General features: G+C 71.4%; 18 protein-coding genes and 1 pseudogene. 14 read left to right on the top strand and 5 right to left on the bottom strand.

Annotation, left to right across the window (positions count from 1 at the left end; all coding sequences use genetic code 11):
- Positions 1-137: 137 nt before the first annotated feature.
- The 3 genes from KO717_RS05640 to KO717_RS05630 all read left to right on the top strand — a co-directional run bounded on the left by KO717_RS05640 (position 138) and on the right by KO717_RS05630 (position 3,256).
- A complete protein-coding gene (locus tag KO717_RS05640) occupies positions 138-1,052 on the top strand; it encodes a hypothetical protein (RefSeq protein ID WP_301364757.1) in 915 nt (304 codons plus the stop codon).
- A 33-nt stretch (positions 1,053-1,085) separates the two neighbouring features.
- Positions 1,086-2,621 (top strand): hypothetical protein, encoded by a 1,536-nt coding sequence (locus KO717_RS05635; RefSeq protein WP_301364756.1) that lies wholly within the window; start codon positions 1,086-1,088, stop codon positions 2,619-2,621.
- Between the two features lie 299 nt (positions 2,622-2,920).
- Positions 2,921-3,256: a hypothetical protein gene (locus KO717_RS05630; protein ID WP_301364755.1), complete on the top strand. Its 336-nt coding sequence runs from the start codon at positions 2,921-2,923 to the stop codon at positions 3,254-3,256.
- A 10-nt stretch (positions 3,257-3,266) separates the two neighbouring features.
- On the opposite strand, the gene KO717_RS37305 is transcribed toward KO717_RS05630, so the two are convergent.
- Together KO717_RS37305 and KO717_RS05625 are read right to left on the bottom strand one after the other, a co-directional pair.
- Entirely contained in the window at positions 3,267-3,449 is a 183-nt protein-coding gene (locus KO717_RS37305) for a hypothetical protein (RefSeq protein WP_367401507.1), read from the bottom strand.
- Positions 3,428-3,910 carry an ATP-binding cassette domain-containing protein gene (locus tag KO717_RS05625; RefSeq protein ID WP_367401506.1) on the bottom strand — a complete coding sequence of 161 codons (483 nt, stop codon included), beginning with the start codon at positions 3,908-3,910 and terminating at the stop codon, positions 3,428-3,430. Before KO717_RS05625 ends, KO717_RS37305 begins: the two co-directional genes overlap by 22 nt.
- Before the next feature lie 240 nt (positions 3,911-4,150).
- Here KO717_RS05625 and KO717_RS05620 point away from each other — a divergent pair, with 240 nt between their 5' ends.
- From KO717_RS05620 to KO717_RS05600, 5 genes are all read left to right on the top strand, one after another.
- A complete protein-coding gene (locus tag KO717_RS05620; protein WP_301364754.1) occupies positions 4,151-5,200 on the top strand; it encodes a PucR family transcriptional regulator in 1,050 nt (349 codons plus the stop codon).
- Positions 5,201-5,333: 133 nt separating this feature from the next.
- Positions 5,334-5,843, top strand: coding sequence for a hypothetical protein (locus KO717_RS05615; protein WP_301364753.1), 510 nt, complete (start codon positions 5,334-5,336; stop codon positions 5,841-5,843).
- A gap of 130 nt (positions 5,844-5,973) precedes the next feature.
- Positions 5,974-7,497, top strand: a complete 1,524-nt coding sequence (locus KO717_RS05610) for an SPFH domain-containing protein (RefSeq protein ID WP_301364752.1) — start codon at positions 5,974-5,976, stop codon at positions 7,495-7,497.
- Between the two features lie 141 nt (positions 7,498-7,638).
- On the top strand, positions 7,639-9,009 hold the full coding sequence (locus KO717_RS05605) for a DUF5933 domain-containing protein (protein WP_301364751.1): 1,371 nt from the start codon (positions 7,639-7,641) through the stop codon (positions 9,007-9,009).
- Positions 9,010-9,132: 123 nt separating this feature from the next.
- Complete coding sequence (locus KO717_RS05600; RefSeq protein WP_301364750.1) at positions 9,133-9,774, top strand: GNAT family N-acetyltransferase; 642 nt, start codon at positions 9,133-9,135, stop codon at positions 9,772-9,774.
- 269 nt (positions 9,775-10,043) lie between these two features.
- On the opposite strand, the gene KO717_RS05595 is transcribed toward KO717_RS05600, so the two are convergent.
- From KO717_RS05595 to KO717_RS05585, 3 genes are all read right to left on the bottom strand, one after another.
- Positions 10,044-10,925, bottom strand: coding sequence for a DUF4436 family protein (locus KO717_RS05595; protein ID WP_301364749.1), 882 nt, complete (start codon positions 10,923-10,925; stop codon positions 10,044-10,046).
- A 45-nt stretch (positions 10,926-10,970) separates the two neighbouring features.
- Complete coding sequence (locus tag KO717_RS05590; protein WP_301364748.1) at positions 10,971-12,134, bottom strand: agmatine deiminase family protein; 1,164 nt, start codon at positions 12,132-12,134, stop codon at positions 10,971-10,973.
- A 182-nt stretch (positions 12,135-12,316) separates the two neighbouring features.
- Positions 12,317-12,922, bottom strand: coding sequence for a TetR/AcrR family transcriptional regulator (locus KO717_RS05585; RefSeq protein ID WP_301364747.1), 606 nt, complete (start codon positions 12,920-12,922; stop codon positions 12,317-12,319).
- A gap of 115 nt (positions 12,923-13,037) precedes the next feature.
- Here KO717_RS05585 and KO717_RS05580 point away from each other — a divergent pair, with 115 nt between their 5' ends.
- The 6 genes and pseudogenes from KO717_RS05580 to KO717_RS05555 all read left to right on the top strand — a co-directional run bounded on the left by KO717_RS05580 (position 13,038) and on the right by KO717_RS05555 (position 20,844).
- A complete protein-coding gene (locus KO717_RS05580; RefSeq protein ID WP_301364746.1) occupies positions 13,038-14,774 on the top strand; it encodes a serine/threonine-protein kinase in 1,737 nt (578 codons plus the stop codon).
- A 115-nt stretch (positions 14,775-14,889) separates the two neighbouring features.
- Entirely contained in the window at positions 14,890-16,059 is a 1,170-nt protein-coding gene (locus KO717_RS05575; protein ID WP_301364745.1) for an agmatine deiminase family protein, read from the top strand.
- A gap of 122 nt (positions 16,060-16,181) precedes the next feature.
- A complete protein-coding gene (locus tag KO717_RS05570) occupies positions 16,182-16,763 on the top strand; it encodes a TetR/AcrR family transcriptional regulator (protein WP_202198696.1) in 582 nt (193 codons plus the stop codon).
- A gap of 509 nt (positions 16,764-17,272) precedes the next feature.
- Complete coding sequence (gene ureA, locus KO717_RS05565; protein ID WP_301364744.1) at positions 17,273-17,992, top strand: urease subunit gamma; 720 nt, start codon at positions 17,273-17,275, stop codon at positions 17,990-17,992.
- Between the two features lie 47 nt (positions 17,993-18,039).
- Positions 18,040-19,722, top strand: a pseudogene (locus tag KO717_RS05560) (urease subunit alpha).
- A 108-nt stretch (positions 19,723-19,830) separates the two neighbouring features.
- The gene (locus KO717_RS05555) at positions 19,831-20,844 is read left to right on the top strand and encodes an agmatine deiminase family protein (protein ID WP_301364743.1); all 1,014 of its coding nucleotides are present in this window, start codon (positions 19,831-19,833) and stop codon (positions 20,842-20,844) included.
- The last annotated feature ends 28 nt before the right edge of the window (positions 20,845-20,872 follow it).

Raw genomic sequence — 20,872 nt, 5'->3', positions numbered from 1 at the left:
CCGGGCCGGCGTACTCCTGGGGGGTCTCTTGCCGATCAGGCGACAAGACACCCCCCCTGGCGCCGCCCCCGCGCCGCTCGCGCATGGGCCCACCAGGACCCTCACCCACGCTTCTCGCTTCTAGGAGTCAGTTCTCCATGCCAGCCATCAAGTTCTCCGTACGAGGTTCCCGCCGGACGGCAGCGGTGACGGCCGGCGCCGTCCTCAGCGCCGGTGCGCTGGGTCTGGCGATGTGGGGCAGTGGTACGCACACGCCGGCCACGGACCAGGTCAAAGCAGCCGCCGCGGTGACGGCGCCGGCCGTCGGCATGTCGCCCACGCCTGCGACGCCGCCGGCACCTCCGACGCCAACGGCGAGCGCGTCGGGCTCGACGCCGGGCGCTGCCGCGACGCCCAGCGCTGCCGGGCCGCCGACGAAGCGCGCTGCGGGGAAGCCCGCCGGCACATCGGGCAACTCCGTGACGGCGCCCGCGCTCGACCCTGCGACCAGCGCCAAGGTCCCGTCCGATCTCGCCGCCGTCACCGCCCAGTCGTGGACCGCACAAGCCCCCGGACCGGTGCGCCAGATCGCCGGGCACGACATCGCACTGAACGAGTGCGCGAACGTGCACGGCGCCGCGACCTGGCAGCAGCAGCCGTACCTGAGCAGCGGTGGCAACTCCGCAGTGCTGGAGATCTACACCTTCGGTACCGAGGCCGCAGCCGGTGCCGCGTACGAGGGGGTCCGCTCCGGCATGAGCTCTTGCCAGGCCACGTCCAGAGCTTTGCAGAGCGCGAACCGCCTCAAGGCCGACGCTGTCTCACGGCAGACCGCCACCGCAACGGACGCGGCGGCGTTCGAACGCATCTGGACCGGGGTCCAGGGAATCTCGGCCCACGGCGCACAGACCAACCACCTCTACCTCGCCGCGCACGACACGCGGGTACTGGTCCTGCACTTCGACGAACTGGCCGAGGGATCTCCGGCGGCCGCTCCGTACGACGCGAAGCAGGACCCGAACGTGCTGTCGCTGCTCACGAACTTGCTGGCCGTCCCGGCCGGCACCCGCTGATCCGCTCAACACGTCGACCATCGAAGGAAAGCAATGTCTTCAACACCCAAGAAGCGGGGCGTCGCCGCCTTCGCGGCCGCATCGTTGCTCGGCGCGATGGCTGCGCTGATACCGACCGGCGACGCGTTCGCCGGAACCGTTCCCCTCGGACCCGCCACCTCGTCCGGAAGCCTCGGTCCGGCCCTTGGTTCCGCGATCACCCAGGAGCAGATCATCGCCCGGGCGCACGACTGGATCAACAACGCTGTTCCTTACAGCCAGTTGGAAGCTTGGAAGGACAACACGGTCGGCGGCCCGTACCGCGCGGACTGCTCCGGCTTCATCTCCATGGCGTGGGGCCTGAAGGACAGCCTGGTCACCCAGACCCTCCCGGACGTGTCGATCGTCACCGCCACGAACGTCATCGGCTACACCGGCCTGCAGCCGGGCGACGCACTGGACTTCACCAAGGAACACGTCGTTCTCTTCGACTCCTGGATCGACAAGTCCGCCGGGACGTTCTACTACGACGCCGAACACCGCTGGGGCACGGTGGCCGACCAGCGGCAGGGCAGCGTCTACGCGAGCACGCTCGACGGCCACGCGCTCACCACCTACGAGGCCCTGCGCTACAAGAACGCCGTCGCCGGTTCGTCCGGTGCTACGAGGTCGCCGGTGTCGATGGATGCTGGTGCGACGCATGTGGCGTTCGTGGACGGTAATGGGAGTGTTGCGAATGACTGGGTGAGTAATGGTGCTTGGCAGGGTCCGTCGGGGATTGGTGGTAAGGCTCGGGCGGATTCGCCGGTGGTTCTGAATGCCAATGCGGATCATGCGTTCTTCATCGATGCCGATGGCAATGTGATGAATGACTGGGTGAGTAATGGTGCTTGGCAGGGTCCGTCTGCGATCGGTGGTAAGGCCCGGCCGGGTTCGCCGATCGCGACGAACGCGGCGGGCACGCTGGTGGCGTTCGTGGACACGAACGGCAATCTTGTCAATGACTGGGTGAGTAACGGTGCTTGGCAGGGTCCGTCGGGTCTGGGTGGTCAGCCGCGTGGGGATTCGCCGTTGGCGTTCAATGCGGCCGGTGATCACATCTTCTTCATCGACGGCAACGGCAATGTCTCGAATGACTGGGTGAGTAACGGTGCCTGGCAGGGGCCGTCGGGGATCGGTGGTAAGGCGCGGGCCGGTTCCGGTCTGGCGACCGATGCGGCGGGCACGCATGTCGCGTTCGTGGACACGAACGGCAATCTTGTCAATGACTGGGTGAGTAACGGTGCTTGGCAGGGTCCGTCGGGTCTGGGTGGTCAGCCGCGTGGGGATTCGCCGTTGGCGTTCAATGCGGCCGGTGATCACATCTTCTTCATCGATGGCAACGGCAGCGTCTCGAATGACTGGGTGAGTAACGGTGCCTGGCAGGGGCCGTCGGGGATCGGTGGTAAGGCGCGGGCCGGTTCCGGTCTGGCGACCGACGCGGCCGGCACGCACGTCGCGTTCGTCGACACGAACGGCAGCCTTTCCAACGACTGGGTGAGCAACGGGGCCTGGCAGGGCCCGTCCGGTCTCGGCGGCACCAGCCGCTGACCGACGACCGCCACCCACCCCACACGAACCGGATCGCCCGGTGCTCTGGCACCGTCTCCGTGGCGCGTGAGGACCAGGGACAGGGAGGGCCTTGCTCCACTTCGGTGGGCAAGGCCCTTTGTCCTTTCCGGGCCCGGACAGCTCCCCGAGATTTCCCCTTACCGCAGTCCGAAGACTTTCACTCGGTATGCGCAGCCAAATGAATGAACGCCTCCGCCCCGATTGTGGCAGCCGGTAAACGCGCCGATACTGAATTCGCTGTGTGAACTGTCACGCAATGAGACCTCGAGGGAGTCGGAATGTCCAAGCCTGAAAAGGGCTTCGCCTGTGAAGCTCAGGGTGGAGACTTCACCGCAACGGCGTATCAGAACAGCAAGGGTGAACGCCGGGTCACGGTGGAGGGCACGTGTGCATGTAACACCGAGGGCTTCGAACTGACTTTGGAACTCGCGTCCCCGCCGAGTGTTCCCGTTCCCGAAGAACTCCATCTGAACCTGGTCGAACACGCACCGGGCGGGATTGTTCCTCCGGTCGTCACGACGACGCCGGTCAAAGAAGAGTTCCCCATCGACCGCAGAGTGGAACGAGTGTTGATCCGCAACCGGAACATCACCCTGCAGATCAAGAACGAATGAAAGCGACGATTCATTCGCTCGGCGCCGGGGCGAGGGAAACGTTCCAGAATTCGGCGTAGCGGCCGCCACGACGCAGCAATGCGTCGTGGCGGCCTTCTTCCACGATCCGGCCGCGGTCCAGGAACACGATGCGATCGGCGCGTCGGACGGTCCGCATCCGGTGCGCGACCATCACCACCGTCCGACCGGCCATTGCGTCATCAGCACCTCCGTGTCGATCGCGCGCACGTCCACACCTCCCACTCGTACCGCACCGGCGTCCACGTCGTAGAAGCGGGCGAGCAGTTGCAGCAAGGTGCTCTTGCCCGCGCCCGACGGTCCCACGACAGCGATCCGCTGCCCCTCGGGCACGGACAACGACACGTTGTCGATCACCGTGCCGTCGCCGTGCCGGAAGGCGACGGACTCGAACTCCAGGCCATGGCGCACCGGCTGGATCGGTTCGGCCGGTTCCGGCAGCGGCTCGGTGCCCAGCACCGCGTCGAGACGCGCCAGTTCGTACCGTGCGCCGCGGAGCCGGCCGCCGATGTCCGACAGCGACAGCAGCGGATCCGCGCAGCGGGCGGCCAGGACGAGCATCGCCAGGACCTCGGCCGTACCGATGCTCCCGTCGAGCGCCAGGCAGGCGCCCAAGGCCGGCACGACGGTGGACACCGCCTGCACCGTGAGTGCCAGACCGACCACCTCGGGCAGTGCCGTACGTCTACCCCGGGGGACTGCGCACGTCGGTCGACGGGCTGCTCGCACGAGCCACCACCGGCGGTGCCGGCTGAGCCCGGACCGGAGGCCGCACGGACAGCCGCGGGTCCTGGTGCCGGCGCGCCCCGGTGCACGTGCCACCCTGGTTCCCGGTCGAGGACGGGTGAGGGTGCGCGTCGGGAGCGGGGGAGGAACGTGGGGGACCGGGAAACGCCGGAGGACCGTCTCGGCGGGTATGTCGGCATACTGCGGGACGCGTGTGCCACGGGGCGTCGCCTCACCCGTGCCGAGGTCGAGTCCCGCCGTGCCGAGGGGCAGCGGGCGGCGGAGGCGGGTCTGCCGTTGCGCGGGCTCGTACGGGACCATCTGGCCGCGGCCCAGGGCGTCCTGATGCGGTCTCCGGCGCCGCTGCTGGCCGCTGTCGAGCAGGCGGTGGACGCCTTCGTCGAGGGGTACGAACGGTCCCAGCGCCAGGCGGTCCGTCAGGAGGAGGCGGCCCGGCGCGAGTTCATCGACGACCTGCTGCACGGGCGCAGTGGGCTGGGCCTGCTGGCGGAGCGGGCCGAACGGTTCGGGCTGCGCCTCTCGCAGGCCCACGCGGTGGCCGTGGCGGCCGGCCCCGAGCCCTACGGCGACGGCTACCCGGTGGCGCGCCGTATCGAGGAGGCGGTCCTCGGCCGATTCGGAACGCGGCAGATCCTGCTGGCCACCAAGGACGGCAGCCTCATCTGCGTGGCGCCCGGCGATCAGCCCGATGTCCTGGCCTACTTCGCCAAGCAGGCGCACGCGGTGACGGATGGTGGCCGGGTCGCCGTCGGCCGCTCCCACCCGGGCCCGGGCGGGGTCGTCCACTCGTACGAAGAGGCCCTCAACGCCCTGGACATCGCTCAGCGGATGGGGCTGGAAGGGCCGCTGCTGTACGCCTCCGACCTCCTCGTCTACCCGGTCCTCAGCCGCGACCGGCAGGCCATGGCCGACCTCGTGGAGAGTGTCCTGGGCCCGCTCCACCAGGCGCGCGGCGGCCCTCAGCCCCTGCTGGACACCCTCATCGCCTATTTCGACAGCGGCTGCGTGGCGACGGAGACCGCCCGCCGTCTGTCGCTGAGCGTGCGCGCCCTGACGTACCGGCTGGGGCGCATCCACACCCTCACCGGTGCGGACCCGGCGGACCCGGCGGACCGCTACACACTCCAGACCGCGGTGATCGGATCGCGGCTGCTCGGCTGGCCCGGCGCCACGGCGTGAGCCGGCGCACCCTGCCGTACTCCTGCGTCAAGAAGTCGTAAAGATTGCCGAAGGCAGGCAATGTACGGGACCTTCGCGCGCTGGCACGATGCCGTTGTCCGGCGGAAATACCGGCCGAGCGGGGGAGGTGCTCATGGACTTGTTTCTGGGTCTCGGCATCGGGGGAATCGTCCTGCTGGCCGGCTCGCTGGTGTTCGACGGGGTCCTCGAAGGTGTCTTCGACGGCGCCCTGGACGGATTGTTCGACGGGTGGCTGTCGCTCCCGGTGGTCGCGGGCTTCGTTTCGATGCTCGGTTTCACGGGGGCGATCGTGCTCGGGACCACGGGTCTCGGGCCGGGAGCGGCAGCCGCCGTCGGGGCCGCGGCCGGTGCCGGGGCCGGCTGGTCGACGTACCGGCTGAGCCGGGCCCTCGCCCGGGACACCGGCGGGGCCGCCCCGCGCCATGGCGAGCTCCTCGGGTCGGCCGGGACGGTGGTCACCGCCATCCCCGCGGACGGGTACGGCGAGGTCCTGCTGAGGCTGGGCGGCCAGCCGGTCAAGTACGCCGCGACCGCCGACGGCCCGGTGGCCCTCGGCGCCGAGGTGTGGGTGACGGCGACGCCCTCGTCCACGTCGGTCGGTGTGCGCGCCGTCGAACGCTGACCCGGGCACCGACCCGGGCACCGACCCCGGACGCCGGCTCCGTGCGCCGGCCCCGTGCGCCGGCCCCGGCGTTCCACCTCCTCATCCACCACCGATCTGCCCCCGCGAGAGCGGGCAGGGGGGATCCACCATGAGTTCAGTCGTCGTTCCGGTCGTGGGAGTGGTCGTACTCCTCGTGCTGCTCGCACTGGTCGTCGTCACCCGCTACAAGGTCGCCGGTCCCAGCGAGGCGTTCCTCATCACCGGCCGGCGCGGCAAGAAGTCCACCGATCCGGCCACCGGACAGGTCTTCACCGACACCAGCGGCCAGAAGGTCGTGGTCGGCGGCGGAGTGTTCGTCGTGCCCTTCGTCCAGCAGCGCTACACCCTCGACCTGTCCAGCCGGCACATCCCCATAGCCGTCCGCGGAGCGGTCACCCTGCGCGGCATCAAGGCGAACCTCGAAGGCGTGGCGATCGTCAAGGTCGGTGGCAACGAGGACGCCATCCGGGCCGCCGCCCAGCGTTTCCTCCAGCAGCAGGAAGGCATCGTCGGCTTCACCCAGGAGGTGCTGTCCGGCGCGCTGCGGGCCATCGTCGGCCGGATGTCGGTCGAGGACATCATCCGCGACCGGGCCGCCTTCGCCGGGCAGGTCGCGGAGGAGGCCGAGGCCAGCCTCTCCGGCCAGGGCCTCGTCCTGGACGCCTTCCAGATCCAGGACATCACCACCGAAGGCTCCTACCTGGAGGATCTCGGCCGCCCCGAGGCCGCCCGCGCCAAGCAGGAGGCCGACATCGCCGAGGCCAACGCCCGCCGGGCCGCCGAACAGGCCCGGCTGAAGGCCGAGGAGGAGATCGCGGTCGCGGAGCGCACCCTCTACCTGCGCCAGGCCGAGATCAAGGCCGAGACCGACGCCGCCGCCGCCCAGGCGAACGCCGCCGGACCGCTGGCCGACGCCGACCGGCAGCAGCAGATCCTGGCCGAGCAGGAAAAGGTGGCCGAGCGGCAGGCCGCGCTGACCGACCGGCAGCTCGACACCGAGGTCCGCAAGCCCGCCGATGCCCGCCGCTACCAGGCGGAGCAGGAGGCCGAGGCACTGCGGGTGGCCCGGGTCAAGCAGGCCGAGGCCGAGCGCCTCGCCGCCATCGCCGCCGCGCAGGCGGAGGCCGAGCGGGCCCGCCTGACGGGTGAGGGCGAGAAGCAGCGCCGCTCCGCCCTCGCCGAGGCCGAGGCCATCGAGGGAGCCAGGCGCGGTGAGGCGGAGCTCTCCCGCCGCGCGGCCGCCGCCGACGCGGTGCGCCTGGAGGGCGAGGCGGAAGCGGCGGCGATCGCCGTCAAGGGCGCGGCGGAGGCCGAGGCGATGCAGAAGAAGGCCGACGCCTTCGAGAGCTACGGCGATGCGGCGATGGTGCAGATGCTGGTCGAGGTGCTCCCGCAGGTGGTCGCCAAGGCGGCCGAACCGCTCAGCGCCATCGACAGGATGACCGTCATATCCACCGACGGCGCGAACAAGCTGTCCCGCACCGTCGCGGAGAACGTCGCCCAGGGCATGGAGCTGCTCGGCTCCACCACGGGCGTCGACCTCGTCCAGCTGCTCAAGGGCCTCACGGCGACCAGGTCGGCGACGCCCGCCGAAGCCGTCCCGGTCAACGGCAAGATCGCGATCGCCGACTGACCTCCGGTGCCGTCCCGTCAGGGGCTGTTTCCGATCACAGTTCCGGTCAGGTCACGCACCCTCGATCAATCAAACCTACTCACTCCGTTAACATGTCCGGTCTGACAATGTTCATGTTGGACCACGATAAGCGGCCGGAAATTGACATCTTCGATATCGCGGGTTCTTTCTCGAATAGGCGACGGCGCCAGGTCCGCCGCGCGGCCCCGACCGCGGGCCGTGCTGTGGGCCGCGGTGGGTGTGATCGGCCTCGGATTCCTCGTCGCACTGGAGCTGGCCGCGCGCCGGTACGGCGTGCCGGGTCCGATCACCGTCCAGACGCGAGAGGTGATCTTCGCCCCCCAGTCGGGGACGGTGCTCTACGCCAGCATGGCGCTGATGATGGTGGTGCTCACCTGGCGGCAGCGCTTCATCGGGCTCGCCGCCGCGATCGGCATCGACCTCGTCTTCTGGCTCGTGCGCCGGCTGGTCGGCGCCGAGATGATGTTCGGCAACGGCGCGTTGCTGGTGACCTTGGCCTGGGCCGTCATCGCCGTCACGCGCCGCACCGGCCGTGAGCGTCTCCTGCTGCTGAAGGGCGTGGGACTGGCGCTGCTGCTGGTGGCCGGCCGCAAGACCGGCTACACCTGGCTGCTGATCACCTCGAAGTCCCGCCCGATGGTGCTCGACCAGTACGTGGCGACCGCCGATCACGCGCTGGGCAACCCGTCGTGGGTGGCGGGCCGGATCGTCGAGGCCACCGGCACGGTCGGGTTCCGCGTTCTCGAATTCGTCTACATCCAGCTCGCGGTGGCCGCGGTCGCCGTCGCGCTGTACCAACTGCGCCACGTGGCGGCCCTGCGCCGCTTCCCGAGCCACCACCTGGTGCGCACCTTCCTGGTCATCGGTCTGCTCGGACCGGGCATCTACATGATCTTCCCGGTGGTCGGCCCGATCTTCGCCTACGGCGCCGACGGCGCGCACTGGGCGGTGGCCGACCTGTGGCCGAACACGCCGCCGCCGGTCGGTGGCCCCGGCCCGATGCCCTTCGACGAGTTCACCCCGCGCAACTGCATGCCCAGCCTGCACACGGCGTGGGCCACCGCGATCTTCATCCATTCCCGTAGGGCTCCTCGGGCGCTGCGCTACGCGGGCACCTTCTGGCTGATCGCCACGCTCGGCGCCACGCTGGGCTTCGGCTACCACTACGGTGCGGACATCATCGCCGGTGTGGTGTTCACGGTCACGATCGAGACGGGGCTGCGCTCGCTCGCCCGCGGCTGGGACCGGCCCGGGGTCCTGCTGACCGCCTATGGCGCGACGGTGTTCGTCGCGTACCTGGCCTCGTACCGCTATCTGTCGATGCAGCTGGCGACGTACCCGTGGGTCTTCGGGCCGCTGCTCCTCCTCGCGATGGGCTCGGTGATCTACGGCTACGTACGGATCACCAGGATGTGGGAACGGGAGACCGCGGCGGCGGAGGCGGTGCGGGTGCCGCAGCCGCGGCGCGAGCAGCAGCCCGAACTGGTCTGAGTGCGCGCGGAGCCGGGGCCGGCCGACCGCGCCGTCCCGCAGGGCGAATTCCGGTGGGGCCGGTGATCGGCGCCGCGTAGGGTCGCCCTGTCGTGATGTACGCGGGGGACGGGCGGACCAGACATGGAGCAGGCGAAGGCGAAGGCTACGGCGCCGGCAGCGGTGGAGCCGGCGGTACTCGTGGGGGAGCGGGTCCGGCTGGAGCCGCTGGAGCTGCGGCACCACGACGGGCTGTGCGCGGCGGTTCGCGACGGCAGCCTGTGGGAGCTCGCCGTGACGCTCGTACCGCACCCGGACGACGTCCGCGGTTTCATCGAAGAGGCGATGGCGGCGCGTGCCGAGGGCACGCAGCTCCCGTACGCGACGGTGGACGCTGCGACGGGGCAGGTCCTCGGCTCCACCCGGCTGATGATGATCAACACCGCGCAGCGGCGGCTGGAGATCGGCTGGACCTTCCTCGCGGAGTCCCGTCAGCGGACCGGTGTGAACACCGAGGCGAAGCTGCTGATGCTGACGCATGCCTTCGAGGCCCTGGGGATGAACCGGGTCGAGCTGCTGACGGACGTACGGAACACGAAGTCACGGGCGGCGATCGCCGGGCTGGGCGCGACGCACGAGGGCGTGCTGCGCCACCACATGGTGATGCGGGACGGCTGGATCCGCGACACGGCGGTGTACAGCATCACCCGGCCGGAATGGCCGCAAGCGAAGCGCGCGCTGGAGGCCCGCCGGGCCGGCCGCCCCGCGGCGCGCTCCGGAGGCTGAGCGCCGGAGAGCGAGCCGACGGGGGTGACCCCCAGGCCGTGTCCGCAAGGTGGCGCCGGCCGCCCGGAGGGCGGGCCCCGCGGCGTCTGGTGCCATGGGGTCTCCCCAGGCCCGCAGGGCCTAGGGGAAGCCTCGCAAGGCGGAGGGCCGCCCGTGTACTGGACGTACTCGGGCGCGCCCGACAACCTGGGGGTCCCCCCGGACGGAGTCTGGGGGATGAGGTGCGGTGCCAGGCGCCGCGGGGCAGCCGGGACTTCGCCGACACGGCCTTAGGGCGTGTCCGTGGGTGCCGTGGCCGGGGGTTCGGCGCGGATGCCCGTGATGACCACCGTGATCAGGCAGAACGCGATGACCGTCTCCGCCCAGAGGAAGGCGATGTAGTCGAGCAGGCAGCCGATCGGCGGGGAGCCCGGGGCCGTGTTGCGGAAGGCGGCCAGCGCGAAGAGGGTCGCGGCCATCCAGCCGAGGGCGGGCCAGGTCAGGCCCTTGCGGCGGGTGACCAGGTACCAGCCGCCGATCAGGACCGAGACGGCGAGCGCCCACATGGCGAGCATCATGAAGATCGCGAAGATGAAGACGCTGTTGGACCGGGCCAGGTCGATGCCGAGGACCGCGACGCCCTGCGTCGTCGAGGCGTCGACCGTCGCCGAGAAGAGGACGTCGTTGTTGGAGAGCGTGACGCGGACGGGGACCTTCTCGCCGCCGAGCACCGCGCCGAATTCGACGTCCGCCCCGTAGGCGTCGAACGGGTAGTCGGTGATCGAGCCGCCCGTCAGGGCCACGGGGACGTCCATCGTGGCGATGCGCTGGTGCGCCTTGAAGGTCAGGTCGCCCCGGGTGGCCGTCGAGGTCTGGACGGTGAGGTCCTCGGCGGGGGAGACCCCGTCGGCTTCCGCCAGGGCGCCCCGGGGGGTGACCAGGACCCGCAGGGTCATCTCGCGGCCCGCGGCGTCGACGCGCTGGATCGTGGCACTGACGTCGATGCGGTCCCGGTCGGCGCGCCCCGCCGTGTACGCCGTGTCCAGAGCCTGCCGTTCCCCGAACTGGAGCCACGCCCCCACGGTGACCGCCGCGACGATGGCGATCAGGACCAGGCCCGGGAGCAGCGGGACGCGGCGCGCGGGTCGTGCGGGGCGGTGCGGGTTCGACACGGTGGCTCCGGTGGTGCGGGGTGCGCGGGGCGTGCGCGGGGCGGATCAGGCGGCGGGCTTGCCGGGCTGGTCGTGGGTCGAGCAGTGGATGCCGCCGCCGCCCGAGGCGATGGTGTCGATCTTCACCATGACGACGTCCCGCTTGGGGAAGTGCTCCCGCAGGATGCCGCGGGCGCGGTCGTCCGCCTTGCGGTCCCCGAACTGGGGCATGAACACCGAGTCGTTGGCGACGTAGAAGTTGGCGTAGGTGGAGACGAAGTCGTCCCCCTCGCCCGTGATCCGGTTCAGGTCGGGCTGCGGCAGGTCGATGACCTCGAAACGGCGGCCGCGGGCGTCCGTCGCCTTCGACAGGACGGACTTCGCCTGGTCGGCGGAGCGGGACCAGGAGTCCGGCGGGGTGCTGGGGTGGGCCCGGTCCAGCAGGACCACTCCGGGGGCGGTGAAGCGTACGAGGCTGTCCACGTGCGCGTCGGTGATGTCCTCGCCGCGTACGCCGGCCAGCCAGATGACCTTCTGGACGCCCAGGGTCTGCTTGAGCTCGGCCTCGATGGTGTCCCGGGACTTCCCCTTGTTGCGGTTGTCGTTGACGATCGAGCTCTCGGTGACCATCAGGGTGCCCTCGCCGTCGGTCTCGAAGGAACCGCCCTCGGCGACGAGCGGGGCCTGGACGCGCGGGATCCCGTACTTCTGCAGCAGCAGGCGTCCGACCTGGGCGTCGTTCGTGTGCTCCTGCTTGTTGCCCCAGCCGTTGAAGTTGAAGTCCACGCCGACGACTTCGGCGCCCTCCTCGACGAACACCGGGACGGTGTCGCGGGCCCACAGGTCGTCGACCGCCAGCGGGATCACCTCGACCTGGGAGCCGACGGCCTTCTGGGCCGCGCTCACCTGGTCGGGCCGGGCCATCATGATCACTTCTTCGTAGCCGCCGACGGCCCGGGCGATCCGCGCGATGTCCTCGCGTACGTAGGGCAGGTCCTGCTCCCAGACCGAGGCGAGGGCCGGCCAGGACATGAAGGTGCGGGTGTGGCTCTCCCACTCGGCGCCGAACCGGCGCTTTCCGTCCGCAGCGGGCTGAGGGGAGCCCGAGCCCGCGGCGCCGGGCCGGGTGCCGGACTCGGCGGGACCGCAGGCCGCCGCACCGAAGACGGCGGCGCCGATCCCGGCGAAGGTACGGAGGACGGACCGGCGGGTGGGGGGAGTGAACGACACGGGGGACTCCGATCGTGTGCTGGCGGAGCGAGGGGCGTCCGGCCAGGGCGGGCACGGGAGGCGTGGCACAGGCCGTCGGGCCGGGCCCTATCCAAAGGGTGCACGCTTTGCACCGAGAACATCCGGTACGCACGGGAAAGTGGTGCGGCCGGATGTCGTCCACTGTCGCACTGACTGGAATTTCAGTCAATTTTGGCGGCGAGGGAACCGAGGCGGCTGATCTCGACCCCGATCGCCCCGCGCATCAGGTCACGGGCGTGCCCCACGGGCAGCAGGCCGCTCAGCCAGCGGCTGCTCAGGCCCTCCAGGAGGGCGGTCAGCCGCTCGGCGGCGGCGGTGACGGCGGCGCCCGGAGCGGCCGGACATGCCGCGGCCAGCAGGCCGGCGACCTCCTCCACCCAGGCCGCGCCGGCCGCGGCGAGCTCGTCTCGCAGTTCCGGGTCGAAGATCGTATGGGCCCGCAGCTCCCCCCAGGCCGTACTGTTCTCGCGCACCTCGGGCAGGTCCTGGAATTCGAGCAGCAGGATCCGCTCCAGGAGCCGGCGCGGGTCCGCGGTGGGGGGAGCGGCGCCCACCTCGTCGGCGGCGCCCGTGTAGCGGTCGGCCCGGTCGCCGATGAACGCCAGGGCGTGCCGCAGGATGCCGGTCCGGTCCTTGAAGTGGTAGTAGATCAAGGCGGTCGACACGCCGGCCTCGGCCGCCAGGTCGCTCACCCGCAGTCCGCGGACCCCGCGTCTGGCGATGACCCGCGCGGCGCCCTCCAGGATGGCCCTTCTTCGATCCGACACCGGGTGATCCTCCCTTCTGGCGGTGTGCGTCTCGCATTGTCACACATTGACTGAAACTTTAGTTAGCGGCACGATGCGCCCCAGGTCATTGCCGCATCGTTGAAAGAGCCACCGCATGTTCGCTCAGCTTCCCGGCGTTCAGTCCGCCCTCACGGCCCTGTCCGCCGACGACCCCCACGAGATCGGTGGCTACCGCCTCCACGCCCGGCTCGGCTCCGGCGGCATGGGGGTGGTCTACCTGGCGTACACGCCGGGCGGCCGGCCCATCGCGCTGAAGGCCGTCCGCCGGGAGTTCGCCGCGGACCCGGAGTTCCGCGAGCGCTTCGCCCAGGAGGTGGCGAGTGCCCGCCGGATCCACGGCCTCTTCACGGCGCAGGTCGTCGACTCGGGCGAGGACGACCACACCCCGTGGCTGGCCACGGCCTACGTGCCCGGTCCCTCGCTGCACCAGGTCGTGCAGCGGCACGGACCACTGCCGGTCCGTACGGTGCTGCTGCTCGTCGCCGGCATCGCCGAGGCCCTCCAGGAGATCCACCGGGTGGGCGTCGTCCACCGGGACCTCAAACCGGCGAACGTGCTCGTCGCGGGGGACGGGCCGCGGGTGATCGACTTCGGCATCGCGCGAGCCGCCGACGCCGCCGCCCTGACCGGCGTCGGCCTGCGGATCGGCACCGCCGCCTTCATGGCGCCGGAGCAGGCGCTGGGCCACCCGGTGACGCCGGCGACCGACGTGTTCGCGCTCGGGGCGCTCGCCGGGTTCGTGGCGGGCGGGGTCCCGCCCTTCGGGAACGGGCCGGAGTCCGGCGCCCTGTACCGGGTGGTCCACGAGCACCCGGACCTCGGCCGGATCCCCCGCGAGCTGCACGACCTGCTGTCGTGGTGCCTGGCCAAGTCTCCGCAGGACCGTCCCACGACCGCCGATCTGATCGCGGCCGTCCACGCGCACCCCTTGGTGGGTCCGCGGCCGGAGTTCACCGACGGCTGGCTGCCCCGCCCGGTGCTGGAGGAGGTCGGGGGCCGGACGGACGCCCACCCGGCCGGGGAGCCGGCGGCGTCCGGCCCGTCCGCTGGGTCCGGCGGCGCCGCTGGGTCCGGCGGCGCCGCGGGGTCCGGCCGGCCGGGGCCGCCCGTGCCGGAGCACCTCCGGGCGACCATGACGGCGGCCGCGTACCCCGCCCCCGGGCCGGGCGGGACCCTGCCGTACGCCCCGGGCCCGGTCCCGGGCTCCGATCCGGCGCCGGCGCCCGCTCCGGACCAGGCTCCGGACCCGGCTCCGATCCCGGCCCTGGCCCCGGCGGCGCCCGCGTCCCCGGCGCGCCGTGACCGGCGGCGCGACCGGAACCGGCTGCCCGTGGTCGCCCTGGCCGCCGCGGCCCTGCTGGCGTGCGGAGGCGGTGCCTACTGGTTCGGCCTGCCCCCGGAGGAGGGGGAGACCCCCGCTGCGGAGCCCACCGCCGGTCCGCCCCGGTCGACGGCATCCGCGTACGTGCCGGGGTACTCGCAGGCCGAGCTCACCGCCCCGGATTCCGGTTACGAGTTCGACCTGCGCGCAGGGAAGGTGGTTCCCGTCGAGACGGCCGCCTGGTACCTCGCCCGCGGCTCCGACGCCTTCCTGCTCTCGGAGGAGTCCGACGCCTTCGTCGCCGACGGAAGCGGAGAGCTGACCCCGGACGACTGTGCGCGGGGCATCGAGACCCGGCCCGTGACGACCCTGCCCTTCAAGGCGCTCACGCACGAGCGGCCCTTCTGTGTACGAAGCCCTGACCAGCGGGAAGTCGCGATCGTACGGCTCGTCGAAGCGACCTCCGCGGGAACCGTGACGATCGCCGTCGACCACTTCCGCACGAGCTGATCCCGGGAAGCGGAACAGGGCCCGAGCGCCGGGGCGACACGCAGGAAAGGTTGACTGAATTTTCAGTTAAGGCGAGGATGCCGTCCATCCCGCCCCTCCGCATCAGGGAGTCACCATGGATATGAACCCCAGCACCTCTCGCCGCCGAGTGCTCCAGTTCGGCGCGGCGGCCCTGCCGCTGGCAGCCCTCGGATCCGCCCTCCCCCCGCTGGCGCGGACGGCCTCGGCCGCCCCGAACGGCCCCGGCACGCTCCGCATGCCCGCCGAGACCGACCGGCACATCCGTACGTACATGGCCTGGCCGGCCCTCTCCTCGGTGTGGGGCAGCGGCCTCGGGGCGGTGCGCAGGGACATCGCCGAGGTGGCTCACGCGATATCGCGCTACGAGCCGGTCGTGGTGCTGGCCCGCCCCGGCCAGGCCGCCGAGGCCCGCTACCAGTGCGGACTGGGCGCCTACTACGGCATCCAGGTCCTCGACATCCCCAACGACGACCTCTGGATCCGCGACTTCGGCCCCACCTTCGTCGTCGCCCCGGGTGCCGTCGCCGGTGTGGACACCAACTTCAACGGCTGGGGCAAGGCCGGTACGAAGTACGCACAGCCCTTCGCCAACGACGCGGCGGCGGCCCGCACGCTCCTCGCCGAGTACGAGGTGAACCGGATCCGCGCGGGCTTCGTCGGGGAGGGCGGCTCGCTGGAGACCGACGGCGAGGGAACCCTGCTGGCCACGGTCAGTTCGATGGTCAACGCCAACCGGAACCCGGGCATGAGCCAGGCCCAGGTCGAGCAGGCCATGAAGACGGCGCTCGGCATCGACAAGGTGATCTGGGTGCCGGGCCTCGCCGGCGAGGACATCACCGACTGCCACATCGACTGTCTGGCCCGCTTCACCGGTCCCGGCCGCGTCATCCTCGACAAGCCCGGCCCCGTCGCGGACAAGAAGTGGGTGGCGGTCTACGAGGAGACCAAGCGGGCCCTGCAGAGTGCCACCGACGCCCGGGGCCGCCGCCTGGTCATCACCGAGCTGCCCGGCCCGGACCGGCGCGAGATCACCGGCCGGGGCGACGAGTTCCTGTCCAGCTACACCAACTACTACACGGCGAACGGCGCGGTGATCGCGCCGCGGTTCGGCGACGGCCATGCCGACGGCGTCGCCTACGCCATCCTCCAGGCCGCCTACCCGGGTTACCGCGTCGAGCAGCTGCCGATCGACGGCATCGCCTCCGGTGGCGGCGGAATCCACTGCGCCACCCAGTCCCACCCGGCCGTGCCGCCGGCGCTCTGATGGCCGGGCCGCCCCGGCCGGCGCGGACGGCCCCGCCCGCCGGGGCGGCCCGCGCGCCGTCCGGCACTCCTGGTGACGGGCTGCGTACGTACGCACCCGATCATCCCGGTAGGGTGCGGAGCATGTCGTCTCGTAGTACTCAGATCCTCGAAGCCGCCGCCCGGGTGATCGCCCGGCGCGGTGTACGCGGGCTGCGCGTGGAGGAACTCGCGGCCGAGGCCGGCGTCTCCACCGCCCTGATCTACTACCACTTCAAGGACCGTACGGGCGTCCTGCGCCAGACACTGGAGTTCATCAACGACCGCGCCGAGCGCTACACCACCGACCGCGATCCGGACGACCCGCCGCTGACCCCGCGCGAAGAGCTGGAGGAGACCCTCCTGCTGGAGCTCCAGGACACCGTGGAAGTCCGGGAGAACAGCTCGGCCTGGGGCGAACTGCGGGCGAGCGCCGTCTTCGACGAGGTCCTGCGCGAGGACCTGGCGCGGGCGACCCTGGTGTGGGTCCAGGAGGTGGCCGCGCTGCTGGGCCAGGTCCAGCCGATGGTGCCGGCCTCCGCGCTCGCCGCGGCCGCGGAGCGGCTCACCGCCCTGCTGGAGGGGCTGAGCATGCGCTGGCTGAGCGGCGGCATCAAGATCGGCCACGCGCGCGAGCTGATGCGGGGCGCCATCGACGCCGAGCTCTCGGGGCTCGGGCAGGGCTGACGTCCGCCGGCCGGGCCGTTCCACGACCCCGGCCCGCCCCGGCAACGCCCTGGTACCGCCCCGGCCCCCAGACCTGGGCCCCCGCGCGCCTCCCGCGGGTCTTCCGCGCGCCTCCCACCGGTCTCCCGCCGGCCTGACGCCCGCCTTCCGCTCGCCTCCCGTGATTCCTTGCGGACCCGGGCCTGTTCAGCCTCTTGACTGAATTTTCAGTCAATGCCAGAGTGAGGATTCCGAACAGGGCGGACCGAACCTCCCGCCTCTTCGGACCGCCGGCCGGCCCGTGCCACCTCACGGGCCCGCGCCCGGCCCGCACTCCTCGACGTACTTCTCGGCGCAGCCCTTGAGGCGTCCCCCGGCGCGCCACCGGCCCTCGGCCGCCGCCTCGCGCACCACACATCCGGACGGCGATGCCCCGGCCCCGGCCGTACCCTCGCCCGCCTTCCGGAGGAAGGAATGATCATGATGGTTTCGACCGGCCCCGACGCCGGGCGGGACGACCGGGGGACGTCATGCCCCTGACTCCTACCGAACGTGACCGGCTGCTGCTCTTCACCGCCGCCGAACTGGCCCGCGCCCGGCACGCCCGAGGCCTGCGGCTCAACGTCCCGGAGGCGACCGCGCTGATCGCGGACACGGTCTGCGAGGCGGCGCGCGACGGGCTGCGCCTGGCCGACGCCCTTGAGCGGGGCCGTAGCGTCCTCGGCCCTGACGACGTGCTCCCCGGGGTCGTCGACATCGTGACCGAGATCCAGGTCGAGGCCGTCTTCGAGGACGGCACCCGGCTGGCCGCGATCAGCGAACCGTTCGGCGCGCAGGAGCGCGACGACTCCGCCCCGGGCGCGGTCCTGCCCGCCTCGGACACGGTGGCCGCGCCGGATCCCGTGGTGACCCTCACCGTGCGCAACACCGCGGCCGTGCCGGTGAGCGTGACCTCGCACTTCCACTTCTTCGAGGCGAACCCGCGGCTCGACTTCGACCGGGCCGCGGCCTACGGGATGCGGCTGGCCGTGGCCGCCGGTTCCTCCACCCGGTTCGACCCGGGCGCCACCGTCGACGTCGGCCTGGTCCCCATCGGCGGGGACCGGATCGCGATCGGCTTCGCGGGCCTGGTCGACGGCCCCTTGGACGCACCCGGAGCCAAGACGCTCGCGCTGGCGAAGGCGGCGGCCTGCGGGTATCTGGGCGCAGCCGCAGCCGCCGCCGAACACGAGGACGGAGACCGGGCGTGAGCAAGAAGATCCCGCACAGCGACCACTGTGCGCCGGGCAGCCGGCATATCGATCCGCACGAGTACGCGTCGGTGTTCGGTCCCCGTGCCGGGGACCGGGTGCGGCTCGGTGATTCCGGGCTGACCGTCCGGGTGGAGCACGATGCGCAGAAGCCGGGTGACGAGTTCCTGGCGGGTTTCGGCAAGACGGCCCGTGACGGTCTGCACCTGAAGGCCGCCGCCGTCCGGGAGACGTGCGACGTGGTGATCAGCAACGTGCTGGTCATCGACGCCGTCCTCGGTATCCGCAAGGTGTCGATCGGTATCCGCGAGGGCCGGATCCACGCGATCGGCCGGGCCGGCAACCCCGACACCCTCGACGGCGTCGACGTGGTCGTCGGCACGGGAACGACGATCGTGTCGGGCGAGGGGCTGATCGCCACCGCCGGAGCGGTCGACACCCACGTCCACCTGCTCTCCCCGCGGATCATGGAGGCCTCGCTCGCGAGCGGCGTGACCACGATCATCGGCCAGGAGATCGGGCCGAGCTGGGGCGTCGGCGTCAACTCGCCCTGGGCCCTCAGCACGGGTTCAGCGCCTTCGACGCCTGGCCGGTCAACATCGGCTTCCTCGCCCGCGGCTCCTCCTCGAACGATGCTCCCCTCGTGGAGGCGCTCGCGGAGGGCGGTGCCTGTGGGTTCAAGGTGCACGAGGATCTCGGGGCCCATACCCGGGCCCTGGACACGGCGTTGCGGGTGGCCGAGGAGCATGACGTGCAGGTGGCCCTGCACAGTGACGGCCTGAACGAGTGTCTTTCCGTCGAGGACACCCTGCGGGTGCTGGACGGCCGGACCATCCACGCTTCACATCGAGGGCTGCGGAGGTGGGCACGTCCCCAACGTCCTGAAGATGGCGGGCGTGCCGAACGTGATCGGCTCCTCGACCAATCCCACGCTGCCCTTCGGCCGGGACGCGGTCGCCGAGCACTACGGCATGATCGTCTCCGTCCACGACCTCAAGCCCGACCTGCCCGGCGACGCGGCCATGGCCCGCGACCGCATCCGGGCCGGGACGATGGGAGCCGAGGACGTCCTCCACGACCTCGGGGCCATCGCGATCACCTCCTCCGACGCCCAGGGCATGGGCCGGGCCGGCGAGACCATCCGCCGCACCTTCGCGATGGCGGGGAAGATGAAGGGCGAGCTCGGCCCCATGGACGGCGACGGTGAGGGCGACGACAACGCCCGCGTCCTGCGGTACATCGCCAAACTCACCATCAACCCGGCCATCGCCCACGGACTCGCCCACGAGATCGGCTCCATCGAAGTCGGCAAGCTCGCCGACATCGTGCTCTGGCGCCCGCAGTTCTTCGGCGCCAAACCCCAGCTCGTACTGAAGTCCGGCTTCCCCGCCTACGGCGTCACCGGCGACCCGAACGCCGCCACCGACTGCTGCGAGCCGCTGGTCCTCGGCCCCCTGTTCGGCGGGCACGGCGCGGCGCCCGCCGACCTCTCGGTCGCCTTCGTCAGCCGTGCCGCCGCCGAGTCGGGCTCTTCCGGGGCCCTGGCCACCCGGCGCCGCCGGGTCGCCGTACGCGGCACGCGCGGTATCGGACCGAAGGACATGGTCGGCAACGCCCGCCTCGGCGATGTCGACGTGAACGCCCGGACCGGGCTCGTGACGCTCGACGGCGAGCCCCTGCGCTCCGAGCCGGCCCAGCAGGTGTCCCTGAACCGCCTCTATTTCCTCTAGTCGCTTCCTCCAGTCCTCCCGCGCTCCCTTCCTTGCCCCACACCTTCACTCTTGACTGAATTTTCAGTCGAGTGGAAGACTCCACCCACGCAAGAAATGAGACACCTGATGACCGAATTCCGTATGCCTGCCGAGTGGTCCCAGCACGACGGCTGTCTGATGGCCTGGCCCACCCGCGAGGAGTTGTGGGGCAGCGTGCTCGCCGAGGTCAAGGAGGAGTACGCGAACGTCGCCCGCGCCATCGCCGCGTTCGAGCCCGTGACGATGGTCGCCCCGCCCGGTTTCGGCGAGGACGCCCGTGCGCTGTGCGGCGACGGCGTCACCGTCATCGAGCTGCCGCTCGACGACTCCTGGTTCCGCGACTCCGCCCCGCTCTTCGTCCTCGACGGCGACGGCAACCGCGCCGGAGTCGACTTCCGCTTCAATGCCTGGGGCCGCAAGCACCACCCCTTCGACGCCGACGACCGGATCAGCGGCCTGCTGCTGGAGCACCTCGGGGTCGACCGCATCCCCTCCGGCATGATCCTCGAAGGCGGGGCCATCACCGTCGACGGCGAGGGCACGCTGATCACCACCGAGCAGTGCCTCCTGCACCCCAACCGCAACCCCGGCATGAGCCGCGACCAGATCGAGGCGGAGCTGAAGTCCCGGCTCGGCGTCACCAAGGTCATCTGGCTCCCGTACGGCGGCCTGCTCGACACCGAGACCGACGGTCACGTCGACGGCGTCTGCGCGTTCGCCGCCCCCGGCACCGTCGTCATCTCCCTGCCCTCCGACCCGGACCACCCCGACCACGCCCGGATGCGCGCCAACCGCGCCGTGCTGGAGGCCACCACCGACGCCCGCGGCCGCCGACTGGAGATCGTCGAGGTGCCGCAGACCGCCTTCGCCGACGTGGCCGACGGCGAGATCGAGGTGTCGTACCTCAACTACTACGTCGCCAACGGCGGCGTCGTCGTCCCGGTGGCCGGCGTGCCCCAGGACGAGGAGGCCCTCGCCGTGATCGCCACGGCGTACCCGGGCCGCAAGGTCGTCGGGGTACGGGCGCTCGCCATCGCGTTCGGCGGCGGCGGCGTCCACTGCATCACCCAGCAGATCCCCGCAGCGCGGACCACCGTCTGACCGGGAAACCGGCCGCTCCCGGCGGACC

The sequence above is a fragment of the Streptomyces xanthophaeus genome (assembly GCF_030440515.1).
Taxonomy (GTDB): Bacteria; Actinomycetota; Actinomycetes; order Streptomycetales; family Streptomycetaceae; genus Streptomyces; species Streptomyces kutzneri.
Note: the sequence above shows the minus strand (reverse complement) of the source record. Positions and strands in the feature narration are given on the sequence as shown.